The 19581-nt window shown below is 73.6% G+C and carries 12 protein-coding genes and 1 rRNA gene; 5 read left to right on the forward strand and 8 right to left on the reverse strand.

Annotated features, from left to right (window positions below):
* Nucleotides 1-62: 62 nt before the first annotated feature.
* From ACIBBA_RS03610 to ACIBBA_RS03620, 3 genes are all read right to left on the reverse strand, one after another.
* A complete protein-coding gene (locus ACIBBA_RS03610) occupies nucleotides 63-1469 on the reverse strand; it encodes a DUF6114 domain-containing protein (RefSeq protein WP_396693354.1) in 1407 nt (468 codons plus the stop codon).
* A gap of 77 nt (nucleotides 1470-1546) precedes the next feature.
* Nucleotides 1547-2170 (reverse strand): DUF6230 family protein, encoded by a 624-nt coding sequence (locus ACIBBA_RS03615; RefSeq protein ID WP_396693356.1) that lies wholly within the window; start codon nucleotides 2168-2170, stop codon nucleotides 1547-1549.
* A gap of 382 nt (nucleotides 2171-2552) precedes the next feature.
* Entirely contained in the window at nucleotides 2553-3767 is a 1215-nt protein-coding gene (locus tag ACIBBA_RS03620) for a DUF3068 domain-containing protein (RefSeq protein WP_396693358.1), read from the reverse strand.
* 111 nt (nucleotides 3768-3878) lie between these two features.
* On the opposite strand from ACIBBA_RS03620, the gene ACIBBA_RS03625 reads away from it, so the two are divergent.
* Both ACIBBA_RS03625 and ACIBBA_RS03630 read left to right on the forward strand, forming a co-directional pair.
* Complete coding sequence (locus ACIBBA_RS03625) at nucleotides 3879-5156, forward strand: acyltransferase family protein (RefSeq protein WP_396693360.1); 1278 nt, start codon at nucleotides 3879-3881, stop codon at nucleotides 5154-5156.
* An 87-nt stretch (nucleotides 5157-5243) separates the two neighbouring features.
* Nucleotides 5244-6440, forward strand: a complete 1197-nt coding sequence (locus tag ACIBBA_RS03630; RefSeq protein WP_350873657.1) for a glycosyltransferase family 4 protein — start codon at nucleotides 5244-5246, stop codon at nucleotides 6438-6440.
* Here the strand turns inward: ACIBBA_RS03630 and ACIBBA_RS03635 are convergent.
* The 3 genes from ACIBBA_RS03635 to ACIBBA_RS03645 are packed head-to-tail and all read right to left on the reverse strand — an operon-like array spanning nucleotide 6425 to nucleotide 10242.
* Nucleotides 6425-6619 (reverse strand): hypothetical protein, encoded by a 195-nt coding sequence (locus ACIBBA_RS03635; protein WP_350873658.1) that lies wholly within the window; start codon nucleotides 6617-6619, stop codon nucleotides 6425-6427. The two genes, ACIBBA_RS03630 and ACIBBA_RS03635, sit on opposite strands and share 16 nt — an antisense overlap.
* 35 nt (nucleotides 6620-6654) lie before the next feature.
* Nucleotides 6655-8364 carry a hypothetical protein gene (locus ACIBBA_RS03640; RefSeq protein ID WP_396693362.1) on the reverse strand — a complete coding sequence of 570 codons (1710 nt, stop codon included), beginning with the start codon at nucleotides 8362-8364 and terminating at the stop codon, nucleotides 6655-6657.
* Nucleotides 8365-10242 (reverse strand): hypothetical protein, encoded by a 1878-nt coding sequence (locus ACIBBA_RS03645; protein ID WP_396693444.1) that lies wholly within the window; start codon nucleotides 10240-10242, stop codon nucleotides 8365-8367.
* A gap of 167 nt (nucleotides 10243-10409) precedes the next feature.
* Here ACIBBA_RS03645 and ACIBBA_RS03650 point away from each other — a divergent pair, with 167 nt between their 5' ends.
* Together ACIBBA_RS03650 and ACIBBA_RS03655 are read left to right on the forward strand one after the other, a co-directional pair.
* Nucleotides 10410-14819 carry an alpha-(1->3)-arabinofuranosyltransferase family protein gene (locus ACIBBA_RS03650; RefSeq protein ID WP_396693364.1) on the forward strand — a complete coding sequence of 1470 codons (4410 nt, stop codon included), beginning with the start codon at nucleotides 10410-10412 and terminating at the stop codon, nucleotides 14817-14819.
* Nucleotides 14816-16069 (forward strand): lipopolysaccharide biosynthesis protein, encoded by a 1254-nt coding sequence (locus ACIBBA_RS03655; RefSeq protein WP_396693366.1) that lies wholly within the window; start codon nucleotides 14816-14818, stop codon nucleotides 16067-16069. The genes ACIBBA_RS03650 and ACIBBA_RS03655 overlap by 4 nt, the downstream gene beginning before the upstream one ends.
* A 6-nt stretch (nucleotides 16070-16075) precedes the next feature.
* On the opposite strand, the gene nudC is transcribed toward ACIBBA_RS03655, so the two are convergent.
* Nucleotides 16076-16996: an NAD(+) diphosphatase gene (gene nudC, locus ACIBBA_RS03660; RefSeq protein ID WP_396693368.1), complete on the reverse strand. Its 921-nt coding sequence runs from the start codon at nucleotides 16994-16996 to the stop codon at nucleotides 16076-16078.
* Between the two features lie 183 nt (nucleotides 16997-17179).
* Between nudC and ACIBBA_RS03665 the strand changes: the two genes are divergently transcribed.
* Nucleotides 17180-18991, forward strand: coding sequence for a VanW family protein (locus tag ACIBBA_RS03665; protein WP_396693370.1), 1812 nt, complete (start codon nucleotides 17180-17182; stop codon nucleotides 18989-18991).
* Nucleotides 18992-19490: 499 nt separating this feature from the next.
* Here the strand turns inward: ACIBBA_RS03665 and rrf are convergent.
* Nucleotides 19491-19581, reverse strand: a 5S ribosomal RNA gene (gene rrf, locus ACIBBA_RS03670); the annotation flags it as partial.

Raw genomic sequence — 19581 nt, forward strand, 5'->3', positions numbered from 1 at the left:
CACCCGAAACCCGACCCGGGTCCCGGGTGCACGCGATCGAGGTTGGGCCGGGGACGTCGGTGTCAGCCGATGGAGAGGGCCAGCGCCGGGCGGGCGGTCAGCGTGTCGGTGGTGACGAACGCCAGGTCGATCGCCGGGTCGGTGAAGGTGACCGGGATCGGCGAGGTGACCGGGATGCCGTCCGGGAAGGGCAGGTCCGGCGTCAACGTGATCTTGATGCCGAGCAGCCGGCCGACGAACCGCGTGGTGTAGAAGGCGACATCCCCCTGCACGGTCAGCCGGTCGGTGGCGTACCGCTGGTTCAGCCCCTGCGGGCCGTCCGCGCGCAGCAGGAAGTCGTCGGTCACCGCCTTGCGCATGCTGAACTTCAGCACCTTCAGGCTGCCGCCGTCGGTCGGCAGGTCGGTGATGCCCTCGAACCGCAGCCCGGTCATCGTCAACGACGACCCGGTGAGCTTGGACGGCTTCCGGGCCACCTGCGGCTGACCCGGGTCGGCGGCGATGCGGGGCAGCGGCTTGCCCGCCTCCACCTTGCCCGAGCGGGCCGGCGGGGTGGACGCGCCCGGGCAGGCGGTGGAGCCGGGCCGGGCGGTGGGTGCCGCGGTGGCGGTCGGGCGGGCGCTCGCGGTGGGCGTCGGCGTCACCGAGGGGCTCGGGGTGGGGGTACGCCGGCCGCCACCGGTGAGCAGGTCGCCGATCCCCTCCAGGATGTCGGTGATGATGTTGCCGTCCTTCGATGCCGTCGGCTCGGGGCTGGCCGTAGGCGTCGCCGCCGGGGCACCACGGCTGGCCGACTCGGCCGGCGTGGCCGCCTTCGACCGGGTCGGGCACGGGGGCGCGGCGGATCGTCCCGGCTGCGCCGGCGCGGCCTGCACGGGCCTCGGCTGGGTGGCGACCAAACCGGTGGCGGCGAGACCGAGCACGAGCAGGGCGACGGCGAAGTAGCGGGGATCGTTCACGCCGCGCGGCTGGGGCACCTGGTGGCGCGGCTCCTCGGCGTCGTCCACCTCCGCGACGGCATTGGCGGGCGCCGGCTCGGTGGGCGTGGCGGGCTCCGGCTGCGACTCGACCCCGGCAGGCGCGGCGGGCGTCCAGGCGAAGGCGAGGGAGCTGCCGACCATGCCGAGCAGCAGACCGACGAAGAAACCACCGAGGTTGAGCCCGATCAGCGAGTAGACCGTGGTGACCGCCGCGACGATCGAGTAGAAGAGCCGCTGCGCCGGGCTGAACCAGAGCAGCAGACCGCAGCTCACCAGGATGACCGGGATCAACAGCGAGAGCAGGCCGGTCGCTCCGCTGTGGAAACTCAGGCCGTTGATCGTCATCCGGGTGGAGGCGAACATCTCGATCCCGGCCAGGGCGGTGAACAGACCGCCCCAAAACGGCCGGCTCCGCTGCCAGCGGCGGAAACTCCGCCACGCCTGGGCCGGACCGCCGGACCGGGCGTAGGACGGGTTGGCGGTTGCCACGTACTCCTCCTGGCGGAGCGGGGACGGGGGAACGGAGCGGGCCCGCGCTGGTCGACCACCGCGGGCCACGGCTCAGCTCAGAAGCACTCCTTGCCCTTCGCGTCGTCGCCCACGTTGACCTTCAGCCGGAGCCCGACCAGGTTGAAGGTGGCCGCGGTGGTGTAGCGGGACACCTGCCGCAGGTTGGTGATGGTGACGTGGTCGGAGTTCTGGCCGAACGAACCCCGCTGCGCCGTCGGGTTCAGGTCGGTCGCGTCCCGGCCGATCTTGATGTTCGTGAAGGTCGCGTTGCCGTCGAGCGTGTCCATCGCGATCAGCAGGTCCCTGGCCCGGGCGGGCTCCTTGCCCTCGCCGGCGTTGATGGTGAGCACCACCGGCAGGCCGGGCAGGTCGGCGCGGACGGACTGGCAGAGGCTGTACAGCTCGGCGCTGCTGATCTCGGAGAGGGCGATCGGGTGGACCTCCCCCGGCTTGCCGTCCTTGCCCTTCTCCTTGACGATGCCGCCGTACTGCTTGAAGCCGTCGCCCTCGAGCCGGTCCGCGCCGATCTTGAACGTCTGCCCGGAGACGGTGATGTCGGAGGCGATCGCCCCGGTCGACATGCCGAAGAGGATGGCGCCGACGGCGGCCGTGGCGGGCACCATCAGGGCAGCGAACCGCCGCCACCGGGTACGACCCTGACTGTCAAACCGATCCTGCACGGGTTCCTCCTCAGCTGGATGCGCGGTGGCCGGTCCCGAAGTGGCGGCTGCGCTCCGGGCCCCCGTCATCCTGTTACCGGCGGGTAACGAACGTGCGGTGATGATGCACCCCTCTCGCGCGAGGTCACAACCCCCTGCCTACCCGCTGGTAACACTTGCCGCAACCGCGCGGTGGTCCGGTCACTGCACGTCACTCCGACGCGACCGCTCTCGGCCGCACGAAGCCTCCATAGCGGACATTCTCCGCGAGACTCGTCACCATGAGTATCCGAACCATCGACAGATAACAATGGAATAACAGACACCGAGCGTCTTCGGGAAAGCACCGAGGGGTGGACCGGATCCGGTCCACCCCTCGGTCGTGCGCACGCTCAGTCGGCGATCAGCGCTTCTCCGCCTCGTCGGTGCCGGAGCGCTGGGCGGGCACCGACGACTCGTCGCCCTTCCAGTTCGTCGTCGCCGGTGGGATCTCGTCGCTCAGCGGGCCACCCGCGGCCTCGGTCCTGGGCTGCTCGACGGTCTCCGTGTCGCGTACCGGCTCCTGGTCCACCCGGGTCGGCGTCGGGTCGGCGGCCGGCGTGGTGTCCGCCGGCTCGGCGCGGTGCCGAGCGGCGCTGCCGCTGCCGCTGGGCCGGGTGACCAGCCACGCGCCGGCGACCAGGGCGATCAGGCCGAGGACACCGGCGGCGATCGGACCCCAGAGGCTGATCAGCCCGATCTTGAAGCGGTTGTCCTTGACCGTCTCGACGCTGCGACTGACCGTCTCGTCGGTGTAGTTGAAGTCCGCGTTCAGCAGCACCGTGGCGGTGCCGGTGTCCGTACGCAGCTCCTTGCGCTGCTGCTCCCGCACGTTCACGTAGGAGCCGGTCACCGGGTCGACCCAGAGCGTCCGGGTGTTGCTGTAGACGACCTGCCCGCTGGTGGCGTTGGGCGCGAACTTGCCGATCAGCGTCTTGAGGCTGCTCTCCGGGGTGGTCAGCGCCTCGTTCTCGATCCGCTGCTCGAAGCGGTACGTCTCGATGCCCTTGATCTTCTCGGTGCCGATGAACTTCGCCGGGAGGGCCCGCTTCAGGTCACGGTCGAAGACCTGGTAGTCCCGCTTTCCGGTGCCGAACGGGAACTTGTAGATCTGGCCCGAGTAGCTCACGTTGCCGACCGGGGTCTCCTGCGCCCCGGTCTCGTTGAGCCACTGGTCCTTCCACGGGGCGGCAGCTCCGGAGATCCGGTAGAGGGCGAGCTCCGTGCTGTACTGGCTGACCACCTCCTGGTTGTCGGCACGCCTGACCGTCTGGTAGACGTCCCAGATCACCGCGTCGCCCTTGAGCTCATTCGGCAGCCGGTCCTTCGTGTCGTCGGGCTGCGGAATGACCTCGACGTTGGACCGTAGGGTGGCCTGCGGAACCTCGATGCTCACCGAGCTTCCATTGGCGGTGATCTTCAAGAACTGCGCGTCCTTCGCTTCCGCGACGGACGTCGTCGGTTCGAGATCATAGGGGAGCTTGGTCACGGCAGGGGCCACGTAGAACGGCAGCCCGGCCGCGAAGACCAGCAATAAGACGCCAAGCCCGAAGAGCGCGGCGCCCACGCGAAGCTTCACTCATCCTCCTGTAACCTGCCGCCCTACGACCTGTTGTCCGGGGCACCCGATCCTTAACATGGCGGGAGGTTACTCTCCGGTCACCTTCAATGCGACCCCCTGGATGTCCAGATGTCCACAGCCGCCGCGCCAACCGTGTCGGGGCCTTCGGTCAGCGGCCGGCTCCCCGCTCTCGACGCGCTGCGCGCCATCGGCGCCGCAGCGGTCGTCGGTCACCACGTCGGATTCCACACCGGCGTCAGCATGAACGCGCCGTGGGGCGGCTGGCTTGCCCGGCTGGACGTCGGCGTCGCCATCTTCTTCGTGCTCTCCGGGTTCCTGCTGTTCCGGCCGTGGGCGCTCAACGCCGCGACGGGCCGGCCCCGACCGAGCGCCGGGCGGTACCTCTGGCGCCGGGCCCTACGGATCCTGCCGGCCTACTGGCTGGCGGTGGTGGTCTGCCTGATCGTCCTGCCGCAGAACCGGCCGGCGTCCGCCGGTGACTGGCTCCGGCACCTCACCTTCACCCAGATCTACCAGCCCGCCCAGCTGCGCCACGGGCTCAGCCAGACCTGGAGCCTCGCCACCGAGGTCCTGTTCTACCTGATCCTGCCGCTGGTCGCCGTGCTCGCCGTCGGCCGGACGTGGCGTCCCGTGCGGACCGTGGTGATCGCCAGCAGCGGAGTCCTGGTGACCGCGGGGTGGCTCACCCTGATGGGCTTCGGCTGGCTCGACGCCGCGCTGCACACCATGTGGCTGCCCTCGTACGCGGGCTGGTTCGCCGCCGGTATGGCCCTGGCGGCGGCACACGTCGCGCTGCGCACCGGAACCGCGCCCCCCGCCTTCCGGGTGCTGGACGACCTCGCCTCGGCGCCGGTCGCCTGCTGGGTCGCGGCCGTCGGCCTGCTGGCGATCGCGACCACGCCGGTCGCCGGCCCGCGCGACCTCGCCGAGCCGACGGCCGCCGAGTTCGCCGTCAAGCTCGCGCTGTACCTCGCGGTCGGGGCGCTGATCCTGATTCCGGTCGCGTTCGGCGGGCCGAGCCGGGTCAAGGAGGTCTTCGGTCGCGGTTCCGCCCGGTGGCTCGGCGCGGTCTCGTACGGCCTCTTCCTGTGGCACCCGCTGGTCCTGGAGCTCATCTACCTGGTGGACGACCGGCCGCTGTTCACCGGCGGGCTGCTCAGCACGTTCGCCCTCACCATGCTCTTCGCCCTGGTCTACGCCGCGGTCGGCTACTACGGCGTCGAGCGGCCCGTCCAGCTGCTCGGCTCGCAGTGGGGCCGCCGACCGGCTCGGCCCGGGCGGGTGTCCGAAGTGTCCGCCCTCGACGCGGCGGCGGCCTCCCCGGGCGCGGCACCGCCCTCGGTCGACGCGGGTGCCGAGGCACCCACGGTCGGCACGTCACGCTGAACAGCGCTGGCCCATCGGGCATTGCCGGCTGCGATCCCAGCCCCTAATGTGACGCGCGTCGCTAAATTACCTGAGAGTAGGGTTCGCGTGGAGCATTGCGTCGGCGTGCCGGGACACGTGCTGTTCCTCAACTGGCGGGACACCCGTAACCCCGAGGGCGGCGGTTCCGAGGTGTACGTGGAACGGATCGCCGCCGAACTGGTGGCGCGCGGTTTCCGCGCCACGCTGTTCTGCGCCGCCCACAGCCAGGCCCCCGCCGACGAGGTCAACGAGGCGGGCGTACGGCTGGTGCGGCGCGGCGGCCGGCACACGGTCTACCTCTGGGCGGCGCTCTGCTACCTGGCCGGCGCGCTGGGCCTGGGCCCGCTGGCGGCACGGCGGGGCGGCCGGCCCGACATCCTGGTCGACGTCTGCAACGGGCTGCCGTTCCTGGCTCCACTGTGGGCGCGCCGGCCGGTGGTCAAGCTGATCCACCACGTGCATCGCGAGCAGTGGCCGGTGGTCCTCCCGCAGTGGGCCGCCCGGTTCGGCTGGTGGGTCGAGTCGTCGCTCGCCGTCCGCATCTACCAGCGGTGCCGCTACGTCACCGTCTCCGAGGCCACCCGTCGGGAGCTGGCCAGCCTCGGCGTACCGCCGGAGCAGGTCTCGGTGGTGCACAACGGCACACCGGAGCTGCCCCGCACCGACGTCGAGCGAGCCCCGTTCCCGCTGCTCGTCGCGCTGGGCCGGCTGGTGCCGCACAAGCGGGTGGAGGTGGCGCTGCGGGCGGTCGCGGCCCTCACCGACGAGCTTCCCCAGCTGCGACTGGTCGTCGCCGGCCAGGGTTGGTGGGAGCCGCAGCTGCGCGAGCTCGCCACCGAGCTGGAGATCGCCGAGCGGGTGGAGTTCCGGGGCTTCGTGACGGAGGAGGAGAAGGCCGCCCTGCTCGCCTCGGCCTGGGTCGCCCTCACCCCGTCACTCAAGGAGGGCTGGGGTCTGACGATCGTCGAGGCGGGATCGGCGGGTACGCCCACGGTGGCGTTCCGGCACGCGGGCGGTGTCGCCGAAGCCGTCGTCGACGGGCGGACCGGCCTGCTGGCCGACGACGTCGACGACTACCTCGCGAAGGTGCGCACGCTGCTGCACGAGGACGAGGTGCGGCGGGAAATGGGCGCGGAGGCCCGGGAGCACGCGGCGAGCTTCACCTGGCAGGCCGCGGGCGGACACTTCGCGGCTCTGCTGCAGGGCGCGGAATCGCCCCGCCCAGTGCAGCGGCGGGGCGAACCGTCCTACCTGACGCCGTAAGACTCGGGGGCGTACGGGTCCTGCTTGCCGGCCCGCTTGGCCGCCTCCGAAACGTTCTTGGCCTCACGGGCGGCCTCGGCGTCGGTGGCGGTCGCGGCGGCCGAGAGCCCGCCCAGGGCCAGGATCCCCAGCAACGCCGCCACCAGGCCGGACACGACCAGGGTCAGAGTTCTACGCATGCCAATCCTCCAATGGCGAGACGTGCGAGCGGACGTTACCACGCGGTAGGCCTGCGGTGTAGCGCCGAAAAGGCGGCAGCCATGACCACCAGAAGGGCGGTACCGAGCGCCGCCACAACAGCCCAGCGGGCGGGGCGGGCGGCAACCGGCCCGGCCGTTACGGCCGGATTGCGGTAGAGGGTCAGGAATGGTCCGTCATGGACGACCTGGAGTTCGGCCAGGGCCGTCGGCTCCACGGCACCGGGGAACTGGTGCTGCACCACCACCCAGCGCACCCCGGTGGCCGCGACGGGCCGCCCGTCGGCCAGCACCCGGCGCACCTCGCGGAGCCGTGGGTTCTCCCCGGCCACCGCGACGTCGCCGACCCGCAGCGTGTCGTCGGTCAGCACGGTCCCCGGCAGGTAGCGCGGCGCCGGGTCCAGCACGACCCGTTCGGGATTCCACGGGAACGTCCGGTAGGCGCTCAGCGGCAGCACGAGAACCTCGCCCGGTTCGCCGGCCAACCGGTCGGCGACCGACCGCCAGTCCGCCGGATAGCTCACCGGACGAAGCTGGCCGGCACCGCCGAACGCGAGGTCCGGCATGACGGCCACCGGCAGGAGCAGCAGGCCCACCAGGACCACCCCGGCCACTTCCCGGTCGATCCGGGCCACCAGCCGCTCGGCGCCCAGCGCCGCGCACACCACCAGCAGCAGGGCGTACGGGGCCAGGAACTTCTGGCCGTCCCGGAGCAGCCCCGCCCCGGGCACCTGCGCCACCGCCCAGCGCAGCGCGGAGTCCCCACCGGGGAGCAACGCGAGGGCGGCGAGGAGACAGCCGGTCCCGGCGAGCACCGCCAGCCGCACCGCCGCACCCGGCGGCAGCCGCCGGCGCAGCAGACCGGCGCCGACGCCGGCCAGAATCAGCAGCACCAGGGTCGCCAGCGGCACCAGCGGGGCGCCTCGACTGGCGGGCGTGGCCTGTGCGTTCCAGATCCCGCCGGTCCCCGCCAGCGCCACCAGCGGGCCGGCCCAGTTCTCGGCGCGCGCCGCGAACGCCGCCACCCCGGCCGGGTCGGAGGAGCCGCCGGCTCCGGTGACCAGGGCCGCGGTCACCCAGGGGGCGTTGAGCAGCGCGACACCGGCGATCGTGAGCGCCGCCCGACGCGGACGGGACCGGTCGGGCACCAGCAGGACCACCGTGGCCAGCGCGATCAGCCCCCCGGTCGGGGTGATGGCGGCGGGCGCGGCGGCGAGCACCACCCGGGCGAGCGCGCCGTCGCGGCCCGCCCGCAGGTCCAGCGCCGCCCGCACCAACCACGGCAGCGCGGCGTACGCGAGCAGCAACCCCCACTGCCCGATCAGCAGCCGCTCGGCGAGGTACGGCGTCCACGCGTACGCCACCGCGGCGAACAGCCGGACCGCACGCCGGTCGGTCGGCACCAGCCGACCGGCACCGACGGCGGCGAACAGGATCGCCGCACCGAGCACCAGCCGCTGCAGCAACCAGCCCGGGACGAGCTGGGTGACCACGGAGACCAGCGCGTCCATCGGCACCGCCCGGGGCAGGCTCTGCGCCGGGGCGACGAGATCCCAGCTCAGCGGTTGCCGAGGTACGAACACCATGTCGTACAGCAGCGCGTAGCCCGGCGCCGCGAGCGGGGCGAGCACCAGCGCCGTGACGGCCGCCCCGACGGCGTACAGCGGCAGCCGCTCCCGCGCCGACCGGCCCGGTGGAGCGTCGACCGCGGCGGGCCGCTCAACCATTCACGGCGCCGGCACCGCCCGGCCGACGGTGATCAGGTTGGTGCAGACCCCGACCCCGGGGGTGCCGACGGTGACCTGGACGGCATCGCCGGCCCCCTCCAACAGGAAGAACACCTCGTTCAGGCCGCGTCGCAGGGTGATCTGCCGGCTGGCCTCGCCCAGCCGCACGGTCGCGGTGGAGTCGCCCGAGCTGAGGTAGCCGAAGTGCACCACGTAGGGCCACTCCTCCAGGTAACCGTCGAGCGGGATCCGGGCGGTCTGGCCGCCCTGCGCCAGGTGCCCGCAGTCCGGCACCGGGCCGGGCAGGACCTTCCGGCCCTCGACCACGACCGGACGGATCCGGCCGAACTCGTCGAACGTCGACGGTCGCTCGGCCTCCGTCACGAACGTGGGCCGGCGGTCCGCCGCGCGGAAGAAGTGCGACTGGAGATTGTCCGGCCAGAAGTACCCGGCGACGACGCGGTCCGGAACGACGGTGTCCAGGAAGACGGTGCCCGGCGGCGCGGAGGCCAGCTCGGCCTGCGTCGTCGCGAGATACTCCCGTCCGTTCTTCGTGCTCCAGTTGTCACCGAACCGGGCCGTGCTCCACAGGGTGCCCACCCCGATGGTGACCAGGACGGCGATGATCGAGACCAGGCCGACGGCGAAGGCGCCCGGTTCGCGCAGGACGGTCGGCAGCGGCCACGCGGACACGTCCTCCTCGTCGGCGTCCTTCGTCCCGAGCAGGGCCGCACCGACACAGATCGCGGCGACCAGCACCACGTCGGCGACGTAACGGGGGACCACGCCGACCAGTGGGCCGAGCGGGCCGCCGAGCCGGGTGACGGCGAAGAGCGCGGCGACCAGCCCCAGGTAGGACGCCAGCAGCAACCAGGCCCGACCGGCCGACGGGCGCTGCCGGACGGTGACCACGACGAGCGTCACCAGCACCGCCCAGGACAGCCACTTGGCCACGTCGTACGGGTCCGTGAGCGGGGGCCCGTCGCCGGCGTACGTCCAACGCCAGGGACCGCCGAGCAGACCCGGCACGAGGGTGTCGCCGACCAGGTCACCGAGGAAGGTGAGGACCTGACCGACCGAGGTCGGCTCGTCCAGCTCCCGGGCCGGGCGGGTCAGGTAGAACGCCAGGTACGCCCCCGAGAGCACGCCGAGCACCAGCCAGGCCGGCCAGTGCCGGCGGACCGCCGTCACCAGGCTGCGCCACACGCCGCCCGAGGTGAAGAGGAAGACGGTCAGCAGGAACAGCAGCGGCACGATCAGCAGGGCCTTGGTGTCGAAGAGCAGGCCGAACACCACCCAGAGGGCGACCACCACGAGGTGCCGCAGGCGGCCGGTGCGCACGTAGCGGACCTGGGCCGCCACCGCCAGGACCAGGGCCAGCTGCATGGGCAGCACGAGCAGCCCGACCAGCCACAGCGAGGACACCTCGAGCGTCAGCGGGCTGAACAGGAACAGGCACAGCGGGACGAGCAGCCCCCAGCCCGGCCGGAGCAGGTCGCGCAGCAGCCGGTAGACCGCGATGCCGACCGCCGCCTGGCCGACCGCCAGCAGCAGCACCCACGGCCAGCCGACGAAGCCGGCCGCCCGCACCATCGCCCACGCCACCAGCAGTCCGCCCGGCATGAGGTGGTTGTTGAAGGTACGCAGGAGGAAGTCCGCGTCCAGCCGCGTGTCGAGAACCTGCGCGGCGATGACGAACTCGTCCTGGGAGAACCAGCCGCGGGTGGCGAGGCCGGCGCGCCAGGCGACGGAGACGACGATGAGGGCGATCGCGACCGCGCGGACGCGGTCGGCCCGGAGCCACCGGCCGAACGGCCCCGGTCCGTCGCCATCGGAGGCAACGCGCTCCGGACGCGTCTCGGCCTCAGCTTCTGGCATTGACATGGTCGGCAGCCTGCCACACGCTTACACGCCGTGGGGACGGCCGTTCTGCCGATAACGCCACCGCAGCGCCCCAGGTCGCCCGTCCGTGCCCGGTCCGGATAACGTCGCGCGACGGTCGTCGGCTGCCGGTGCGCGTACGGCCGGCGCAGACAGGAGCCGAGATGCGTGCAGAGGTCACCAACGGTGGCGATCGGGGGTCCAGCCGTACCCGGCGTACCGCCCGGCGGTTCCGGCACCTGGCCATCTGCATCGCGCTGACCGCCCTCGCTTTCCAGCAGGCCCCCGGGGAGATCGTCCCGGACACCAAGGTCGACCTGAACGTCAACCCGGCCGGGTGGCTGCTCCGCTCGCTGCACCTGTGGGACCCGAACGGCACCTTCGGCCAGCTCCAGAACCAGGCGTACGGATATCTCTGGCCGATGGGCCCGTTCTTCCTGCTCGGTTCGGAGGTCGGCCTCGCGCCGTGGGTGGTCCAGCGGCTGTGGTGGGCACTGCTCTTCTGCGTCGCGTACCTGGGCGCGGCGCGGCTGGCCGGCCGGCTCGGCATCGGCACCCCCGCCGGCCGCATGATCGCCGGCGTCGCCTTCGCGCTGTCGCCCCGGATCCTCACCCAGCTCGGCTGGTCCTCGGTGGAGGCCTGGCCGAGCGCCATCGCCCCGTGGGTGCTCATCCCGCTGGTGGGCCTCGCCCGCGGCGCGCCGATGCGGCGCGCCGTCGCCGGCTCGGCGCTCGCCGTCGCCTGCGCCGGTGGAGTCAACGCCACGGCCGTGCTCGCGGTGGTGCCACTCGCCCTGCTCTGGCTCGCCACCCTCCAGCCCGTACGCCGACGCGTCACCGCCATCGCCGCCTGGTGCGGCGCGGTCGCGCTGGCCACGGCGTGGTGGCTGATCCCGCTGCTGGTCCTCGGCCGGTACAGCCCGCCCTTCCTTGACTACATCGAGACCGCCCGGAACACCACCAGCGTGACCGACGCGGTGACCACGCTCCGCGGCGCCTCCTACTGGGTCGCCTACCTGGGCTCGCCGTTCGGGTCGACGATCCCGGCCGGCGCCCGGCTGGCCAACGAGCCGCTGCTGGTCGCCGCCACCCTGGCGGTCGCCGCCCTCGGGATCCTCGGGCTGGCCCGGCGCGGTATGCCGCACCGCCGGTTCCTGATCACCGGTCTGGTTCTCGGCGCCGCGCTCGTCGGGCTCGGGCACGTCGGCGACCTGCCGAACATCCTCGCCGGGCCGCAGCAGCAGTTCCTCGACGGCGTCGGCGCTCCGCTGCGCAACATCCACAAGTTCGACGTCCTGCTGCGCCTGCCGCTGGCGCTCGGCCTGGCGCACCTGGTCGGCCTGGTCGTCCGCGCGGCGCGCACGGCGCCCGCCCGGCACCGCCCACGGACCGTCGCGACCGCCTGGCTGACCGCCGGAGCGGCCATGGCGGCGGTCGCGGTGGTCGCCACGCCGGCGCTCGCCGGTGGACTCGCCACGCCGGGCAGCGTCAAGGAGGTGCCCGGCTACTGGCACGAGGCCGCCGACTGGCTCGACGCGAACACCGGGCGGGGACGGGTGCTCGTCGTTCCCGGGGCGCGCTTCCCGTCGTACGACTGGGGGAGCACCACCGACGAGATCACCCAGCCGCTGCTGGACAGCCGGTGGGCGGTGCGCAACGCCATCCCCTTCACCCCGCCCGCCACGATCCGGCTGCTGGACGCGGTCGAGGCGACGCTCGCCACCGGCGCCGGCTCGACCGGCCTGGCCGACCTGCTGGCCCGCTCCGGGATCAGCCACGTCCTGTTCCGCGCCGACCTCGACCACGGCCGCTCCGACACGGCCCGCCCGGCGGTGGTCCGCCAGGCCCTGCAGCGCTCACCCGGGCTGACCCGGGTCACCACCTTCGGCCCGCTGCGCGGTGGACCGTCGGACCCGGACGAGTTCCGCGACCAGGGGCTCGACGTGCCGCTGCGCGCGCTGGAGGTCTACCGGGTGGACCGGCCCGTCGAGCCGGTGGTCGCCTACGACCGGGACGACGTGACCACCGTGGTGGGCGGCCCCGAGTCCCTGCTCGACCTCGCCGCGGCGGGGCAACTGAATCCCGCGCCCACGGTCCTGGCCGGCGATGCGTCGGCCGGCGACGGCACCGGGCCGGTCGCGATGACCGACGGGCTCCGCCGGCGCGACGTGTCGTTCGGCCGGCTGCGCGACAACGCCTCGCAGACCCTCACCGCCGACGACACCTTCGAGGTGTCGGCGCCCGCGCACGACTACCTGCCCGAGTGGGGGGCGGAGCGGTCCACCGTCGCCCGCTTCGAGGGCATCAGCACGATCCGGGCGTCGACCGCGCGCTCCGAGGTGGACGCCCCCGGCGGCGCACGCCCCGAGAACCAGCCGTACGCGGCGATGGACGGCGACCCCACGACCTCCTGGCAGTCAGCGCCGTACTCGCCCGGCGACGAGCAGTGGATCGAGGTGAGCCTCGCGAACCCGACCCGGGTGACCCGGGTGGACGTCCGGTTCGACCTCAAGGCCGACGCCCTGCCGACGACGGTGACCGTCACCGCCGGGTACGAGAGCCGGACCATCGAGCAGTTCAGCGACCACATGGTCTTCGATCTGCCCGGTGTCCACGCCACCCGCGAGATCCGGATCTCGGTCGGCGCCACCTTCGACCTGCGCCCACTCGGCAACGGGACGGTGGGCGTCGCCGAGATCAGCATCCCCGGCGTGCGGACCAGCCGGACCCTCCAACTTCCGGCCGCGCCGGCCACCGACCGGCCGGCGACCGTCGTCGTGTCGGCGGCCCCCACCACGCCGGCCTGCTTCTCCGTCGACGGTCGGCCCCGCTGCTCCACCGACGCCGTCCGGGGCTCCGAGGACGGGCACACCATCGACCGCTCCCTGACCCTGCCGAGCGCCGGGGAGTACGCCGCCAAGCTGTGGGCACGACCGACGCCCGGGCCCGCTCTGGACACGGCGCTCGACGAGGCCGTCGCCGACGCCCAGGCGCTGCGCCTCGCGCCGAAGGTCACCGCCTCCTCGACGGCCGTGACCGACCCGAGCGGCCGGCCCGGCGCGGTGCTCGACGGGGATCCCACCACCAGCTGGTCGCCGGCGGTCAGCGACGAGGCGCCGATCCTGCGCCTCAAGTGGCTCCAGCCGCAGCTCATCAAGGGGCTCCGGTTCACCGTCGACCCGGCGGCCGCCGCCACCCGGCTCGGCAGCGTCCGGGTGGTCGGCGACGACGGGTTCCGCAGCAGCCTGCTGGGCGACAGCGGCCTGCTCACCCTGGACCCGCCGATGCGCACCGACGAGATCACCATCCAGTTCCTCGACAAGCCGTCCGCCGCCAGCACCGATCCGTACGGGCTGCGGCTACCGGAGTCGTTGCCGGTCACCGTCGGCGAGGTGACCGTGCTGCCGGGCGCGCCCACCGTCCGGCCCCCGGTCGACGCTCCGCTGAAGCTGGCCTGCGGATCGGGTCCGACGCTGGAGGTGGGCCGGTCCCGGGTCACCACCGCGCTCCGCGGCACGCTGCGCGACCTGCTGGAACTGCGCGAGATGCCGGCCGCGCCCTGCGGCCGGGGAACGCCCCGGCAGCTCGAACTGGGCCGTGGCGAGCACCGGCTCGTCACCACACCGAGCACGCTGGCGTCGCCCACCCGGGTCGCCCTGGTGCCACGGACGTCGCCGCCGGCCGCGACGGTGGCTCCGAGCGCCGTCGAGGTCGACTCCTGGGCGGCCACCGAACGACGGGTGCGCGTCGGCGACCACCCCGTCGACCAGGTGCTCGCCGTGCGGGAGAACACCAACATCGGCTGGCAGGCGAGCATCGGCGGCCGGAAGCTCGAACCGGTGGTGGTGGACGGCTGGCAGCAGGGCTGGATCCTGCCCGCGGGCGCCTCCGGCGAGGTGGTGCTGCGCTTCGCCCCGGACACGACGTACCGCGCGGGCCTGCTGCTCGGCGGCGGCCTGCTGGTGGCGGTGGTGCTCCTCGCGGTGCTGCCCGTCCGCCGGCCCGCCGGGCCCACCCCCTCGACCGCCCTGCCGCGCGGCCGACGCCGCGTCACCCGCTCCCTGCCGCTGCTGGCCGTGGGCGCCGCCGCGCTGGTGCTGTCGAGCGGACTCATCGGCGGCCTGCTGGTCGCGGCGGGGTTCCTGCTGGCGGTACCCGGCCCACGCCGCCTGCCCTGGACGACGGACCCCCGCCGGGCCAGAGCGATCAGCCGTGCCGTCGAGACGTGGCTCCCCGGCGCGCTCGTCCTGCTCGCCGGCTGGCTACACCTCGAGTCGGCGCAACGGCAAACCGACGCGCTCCCGCAGCTCGCGGTCGTCGTCGCCCTGGGCGCCCTCTGGCTCTCCACCGCCGCCCGGCGACGGCCGGTACGCCGCGTCACGCCGACCCCGGCCGCCCCGCCGGCACCCCCGTCCGATCCGACCGACCGGCCGGCCGATCCGACCGACCCACCGGCACCGCCGACCGATCCGACCGACCTGCCGGCTTCGGTGGGAGCGGAGCAGCGGAAGCCGGAGACGGCGGCGTCGGGCCCGGCCGACGGGCACGTTCCCGACTTCTCGCCGATCACATGAGCCCTCGACGACCGGCCCGTCGGCAGCGGACGGGCGGACGGAGCACCGGCCTGGGCGCGGCCGGAGCCGCCGTCACGATGGCCGGCGTCCTCGTCAACGGCCTGGCCTACCTGGTGCCGGTGCTGGCCGCCCGGCGGCTCGACCCGGCCGGCCTCAGCGCCCTCGCCACCGCCCTCGGCCTGGTGGCCATCGCCAGCGTGCCCGGGCTCGGCCTGCAACTGGCCGTCGCCGTGCACCACGCCCGGCACGGGTCGTCCGACGCCCGGCGGCTCACCGCGCTGATCGCCGCCGGGTGCGCGGGCGCGCTGGTCGCCGCCACCCCGCTGCTGGTCGCCGCGCTGGACCTCCCGGTGGAGGTGCCCACGCTGCTGGCGGTCACCACGGCGGCGGTCGTGCTCTCCTCCCGCTTCCTCGGGGAGTTGCAGGGTGGCCAGCGGTTCCTTCGGCTCGCCGCCGGGATGGCGCTGCTCGCCGTGGGCCGCTACGGCGGGGTGGTCGCCGGGCTGCTGCTCGGTGCGGGCCTGACCAGCGCGCTCGTGGCTGGCGCGCTGAGCGCCGCGCTCGTCCCACCGGTGCTGGCCCGGCTCGCCCGCGCACCCGGACGCCCGTCCACCGCGCCCGCGGCGCCCCAGCTGACCGCCGCCCAGGTGGTCGCCGGCTGCGGCGCGACCCTCGCGATGCTCGTCGTCTCCTACGCCGACCTGCTCCTCGCCCGTCAACTGCTGCCCCCCACGGGGTCCGGGGCGTACGCGGTGGGCACGGTGCTGAGCAAGGGGGCGCTCTGGGCCCCACAGGTCGCCGCCGTCCTCGCCCTGCCGCGTCTGGCCCGCGGCGACCGACGCAGCCGCACCGTGGCGCTCGCGGTGACCGGCGGCTGCGGCCTGGTGCTGGTGCTCGCCTCGACGCTCGCCGGCGGGCTGGCCTTCCGCCTCGCCGGCGGCCCCGACTACACCCACCTCGGCCGGTACGCGCCCCTGTTCGCCGCGATCGGTGCGCTCTACGCGGTGGCGTTCGTGCTGCTCAACGACCGCGTCGCGGCCGGCGTACGGTGGGCGGCGGCACCGCTCTGGGTGGGCGCGGCCGGCCTGGTGGCCGTCGCGGCGACCGTCCGGCCCCGTACCGTCCCGGGTCTCCTCCTCGTGGCCCTCGGCACTGCGCTGATCACCACGTTGGTCATGGCGGTGACCGCCCGCCGGCCGGCCCGGGCGCCGGTCGCCGTGGATCAGGCCGGCGCACCCCGATCGGGCTGACCGCCGTCAGCCCTCCTCGAGCCAGCCGTGCAGCAGTTGGTGGTCGATCGAGTCGACCCGGCCGAGCGGCCGGCCGGCGGCCATCCGGGCGCGCAGGTCGTCCCGGGTGAACCAGCGGGCCTCCAGCAGCTCGACGCCGTCCACCCGGACCTCCTCGGACGCGGCCGTGGCCCGGAAGCCCACCATCAGCCCGGCCGGGAACGGCCACGCCTGCGACCCCTGGTACGACACGTCGGTCAGGGTGATGCCGGCCTCCTCGGCCATCTCCCGGCGTACCGCGTCCTCCAGGCTCTCGCCCACCTCGACGAATCCGGCCAGCGTCGAGTAGGCGCCCTCGGACGCGCCGGCGTGCCGGGCCAGCAGGCAGCGGTCGGGAGCGCCGGGCGCCTCGACCAGCACGATGATCGCCGGCTCGATGCGGGGGAAGAGCAGCCCGCCGCACTCCGCCGCCGAGCACTGCCGGACGTGCCCGGCGTCGCGGGTGGTGGTGGGCGCACCGCAGCTGCCGCACCAGCGCTGCCGCCGGTGCCAGTGCAGCAGCCCCCGCGCGTACGCCTGGGTCGCCGCCTCGGCCGGGTCGAGCCGGCCGGCCAGGCTCCGCACGTCGACCGCGGACGCCGCGCCGGCGAGCGCGACCGCGTCGGCTTCGGCGCGCCCGGACAGGTCCACGGCGAAGATCGCCACGTCGGCGTCGAGGCCGAGGAAGACCAGCTCGTCGGCCGCGGCGAGCACCGGCCCCGCTGCGGCGCCGGTCAACCGGACCGGCCGGTCGTCCGCCGTCACCAGCGAGCGGTCCCGCCACAGCGGCAGCACGGTGGTCCGGGGGTCGGCGCGCAACGCCGTCATCCGCTCCGCGTCGGCGCGCAACGCGGCCGCCCGGTCGAGCCACCCACCGCCGTACGCCAGCACCCGCTCATCGGTCCGCATATCGTTACCGTGCCATGTCGGCCCGACGGCTCACCGGCCGGCCGGCACCGGTCCGACACGCCGTACGACACACCGCCGCGGGCGGGCCGGGGCGGCGGCGGCGCGCTCGGCCGGGCATTGGCTACCGTAGGTGTTCCTCCGCGCGGGGAGCGCCCCCCGCGGCACGTCGCGATAGAGGTTGCTGTGACGCTGTACGGCGAGAAGAGTCCGCCCGCCGACGACCGGCCGACCGTGCAGGTCACCGCGGTCAGCTGGCCCGGTGACGAGCCTGAGCCCGGGACACCGGCCGGGGCGTCCGCCCGGCCCCGCTCACGCCGCCTCCGGCTGCTGCTCGCCGCCGGGCTCGGCACCGTGGTGCTGGGCGGCGTGGCGGGCGCCGGTGCGTACGCGTACGCGGGCGACGTGCCGCGCGGAACCACCGTGCTCGGTACCGAGCTCGGCGGTCGCAGCCGCGCGGAGGCCGCCCGACACCTCCGGGCCGAGTTGGAGCGGCGCGCGGCCGAGCTGGCCGCCCCGCTGTCGGTCCGGGTCGGTGAGCGGACCGCGGAGATCAATCCCGCGGAGGTCGGCCTGACCGTCGACGTGGAGGCGACGGTGGCCGCCGCGGTCGAGGCGGAGGCCCACCCGGTCAGCCGGCTGGTCGGCTCGCGCTCGGTGCAGCCGGTGGTCTCGGTCGACGTCGCAAAGCTGGACGCCGCGTTGCGGAAGGTGGTCGGCGACCAGGGGCGGAAGATGACCATGCCGGCCATCACGTTCTCCGGCACCACGCCGAAGGCCGTCCACCCGAAGCCCAGCCTGGCGCTGGACGCGGAGCGCTCCGCCGAGGTGATCCGGGCCGGATGGCTCGCCGACCAGCCGGTGGCCGTGCCGCTGGTCGAGTCGCACCCGGCGACCACCGCCGAGGAGGTGGACCGGCTGGTCGACGAGCTGGCGAAGCCGGCGGTCGCCGCACCGGTGAAGCTGACCACGGACAAGGGCTCGGTCACCATCGCGCCGAAGGCGATCGCGAAGAGCCTCCGCTTCACCGCCGACAAGGGCGGCAAACTGAGCCCGCAGGTGGACGTGAAGCGGCTGCGTACCGCGCTCGGCGACGACCTGGCGGCCATCGAGGTGACGCCGAAGAACGCCCGGCTGACCATCGCCGGCGGCAAGCCGAAGGTGGTGGACTCCGGTCGGGCCGGCCAGCAACTGGACGCTTCCGCGCTCGGGCGCGACCTGCTCGCCGTGCTGCCGAAGAGCGACGACCGGGAGGTCACGGCCGTCCTGAAGCCGACCGAGCCGGAGGTGACCGCGGAGAAGGTGGCCGGTCTCGGCATCAAGGAGAAGGTCTCCTCGTTCACCACCCGGTTCACCGGCGGGCTCGCCTCGTCGCGCAGCCAGAACATCGTGACCATCGCCAAGGAGGTCGACGGCACGGTCGTGCTGCCGGGCGAGACGTTCTCGCTCAACGGGCACACCGGCGAGCGCGGCTACAAGCAGGGCTACCGGGACGCGCCGGTGATCCTCGACGGCAAGCTGGTCCCCGGGGTGGGTGGCGGCACCTCGCAGTTCACCACCACCCTCTTCAACGCCAGCTACTACGCCGGGCTGGAGGACGTCGAGCACAAGCCGCACTCCTACTGGTTCGACCGGTATCCCGCCGTCATCGAGTCGACGATCTTCTGGCCGAACCTCGACTTCAAGTTCCGCAACAACACGCCGCACGGGGTCCTGATCGACACCTCGTACACGTCGAGCACGGTGACCGTGTCGATGTGGAGCACGAAGATCTACGACAGCGTCAAGACCGAGTACGGCCCGCGCCGCAACATCACCGTGCCGAAGACCATCTACCTGGAGCCGGGGCCGTCCTGCATTCCCAGCAACGGCATCAACGGCTTCGCCCAGGACGCGTACCGGGTAATCCGCAAGGACGGCAAGGTGGTCAAGCGGGAGAAGTTCAGCTGGCGCTACGACGCCGAGCCGCGCTACATCTGCGCCCGCGAGCCCTCCTGACGCCCACCCCGCTCCAACTGCGCAGCGGCCCCCGCCGGCATCGTCGCCGGCGGGGGCCGTTTCGTTCATACGGGTACGAGCGCCGGCCCGCGGCCAGGTCCCGCGTGGCCCACCGGCATTCCGGTGGGCTGGACCAGCTCGGGTGCCGTTCCCGCTCGGTGAGCTGGTGCGGGCGTCAGCAAGCGACGGGGTAGGCACCTCGGCGGCCGGTGTCGTGCCCGTACAGCCTCACGACCAGGGCCCGCGACTGCCTGGCTTGGCGGACCCAACAGGCCGTACGCACCGCCGGAGTACCGTCCGCGGCTCCTCACAGGAGGAGGGCTGGACAGGGGAAGCCGGGTCAGCAGGGCGCCTAGGGGTGCGGGCATCAGCCCCAGCCCGGGGGAGCGAGCGCCGCACCGGCGGCTGCCATCTATCCACACCGAGTGCGCACCGAAAAGGCCTAAAAAACGCCGTCAGGGCCACCCCCAAAATTGGGGTGGCCCTGACGGGAACGATTGTCCGGCGGCGTCCTACTCTCCCACACCCTCCCGAGTGCAGTACCATCGGCGCTGGAGGGCTTAGCTTCCGGGTTCGGAATGTAACCGGGC

It is taken from the genome of Micromonospora sp. NPDC051006, from assembly GCF_044456245.1.
Taxonomy (GTDB): domain Bacteria; phylum Actinomycetota; class Actinomycetes; order Mycobacteriales; family Micromonosporaceae; genus Micromonospora.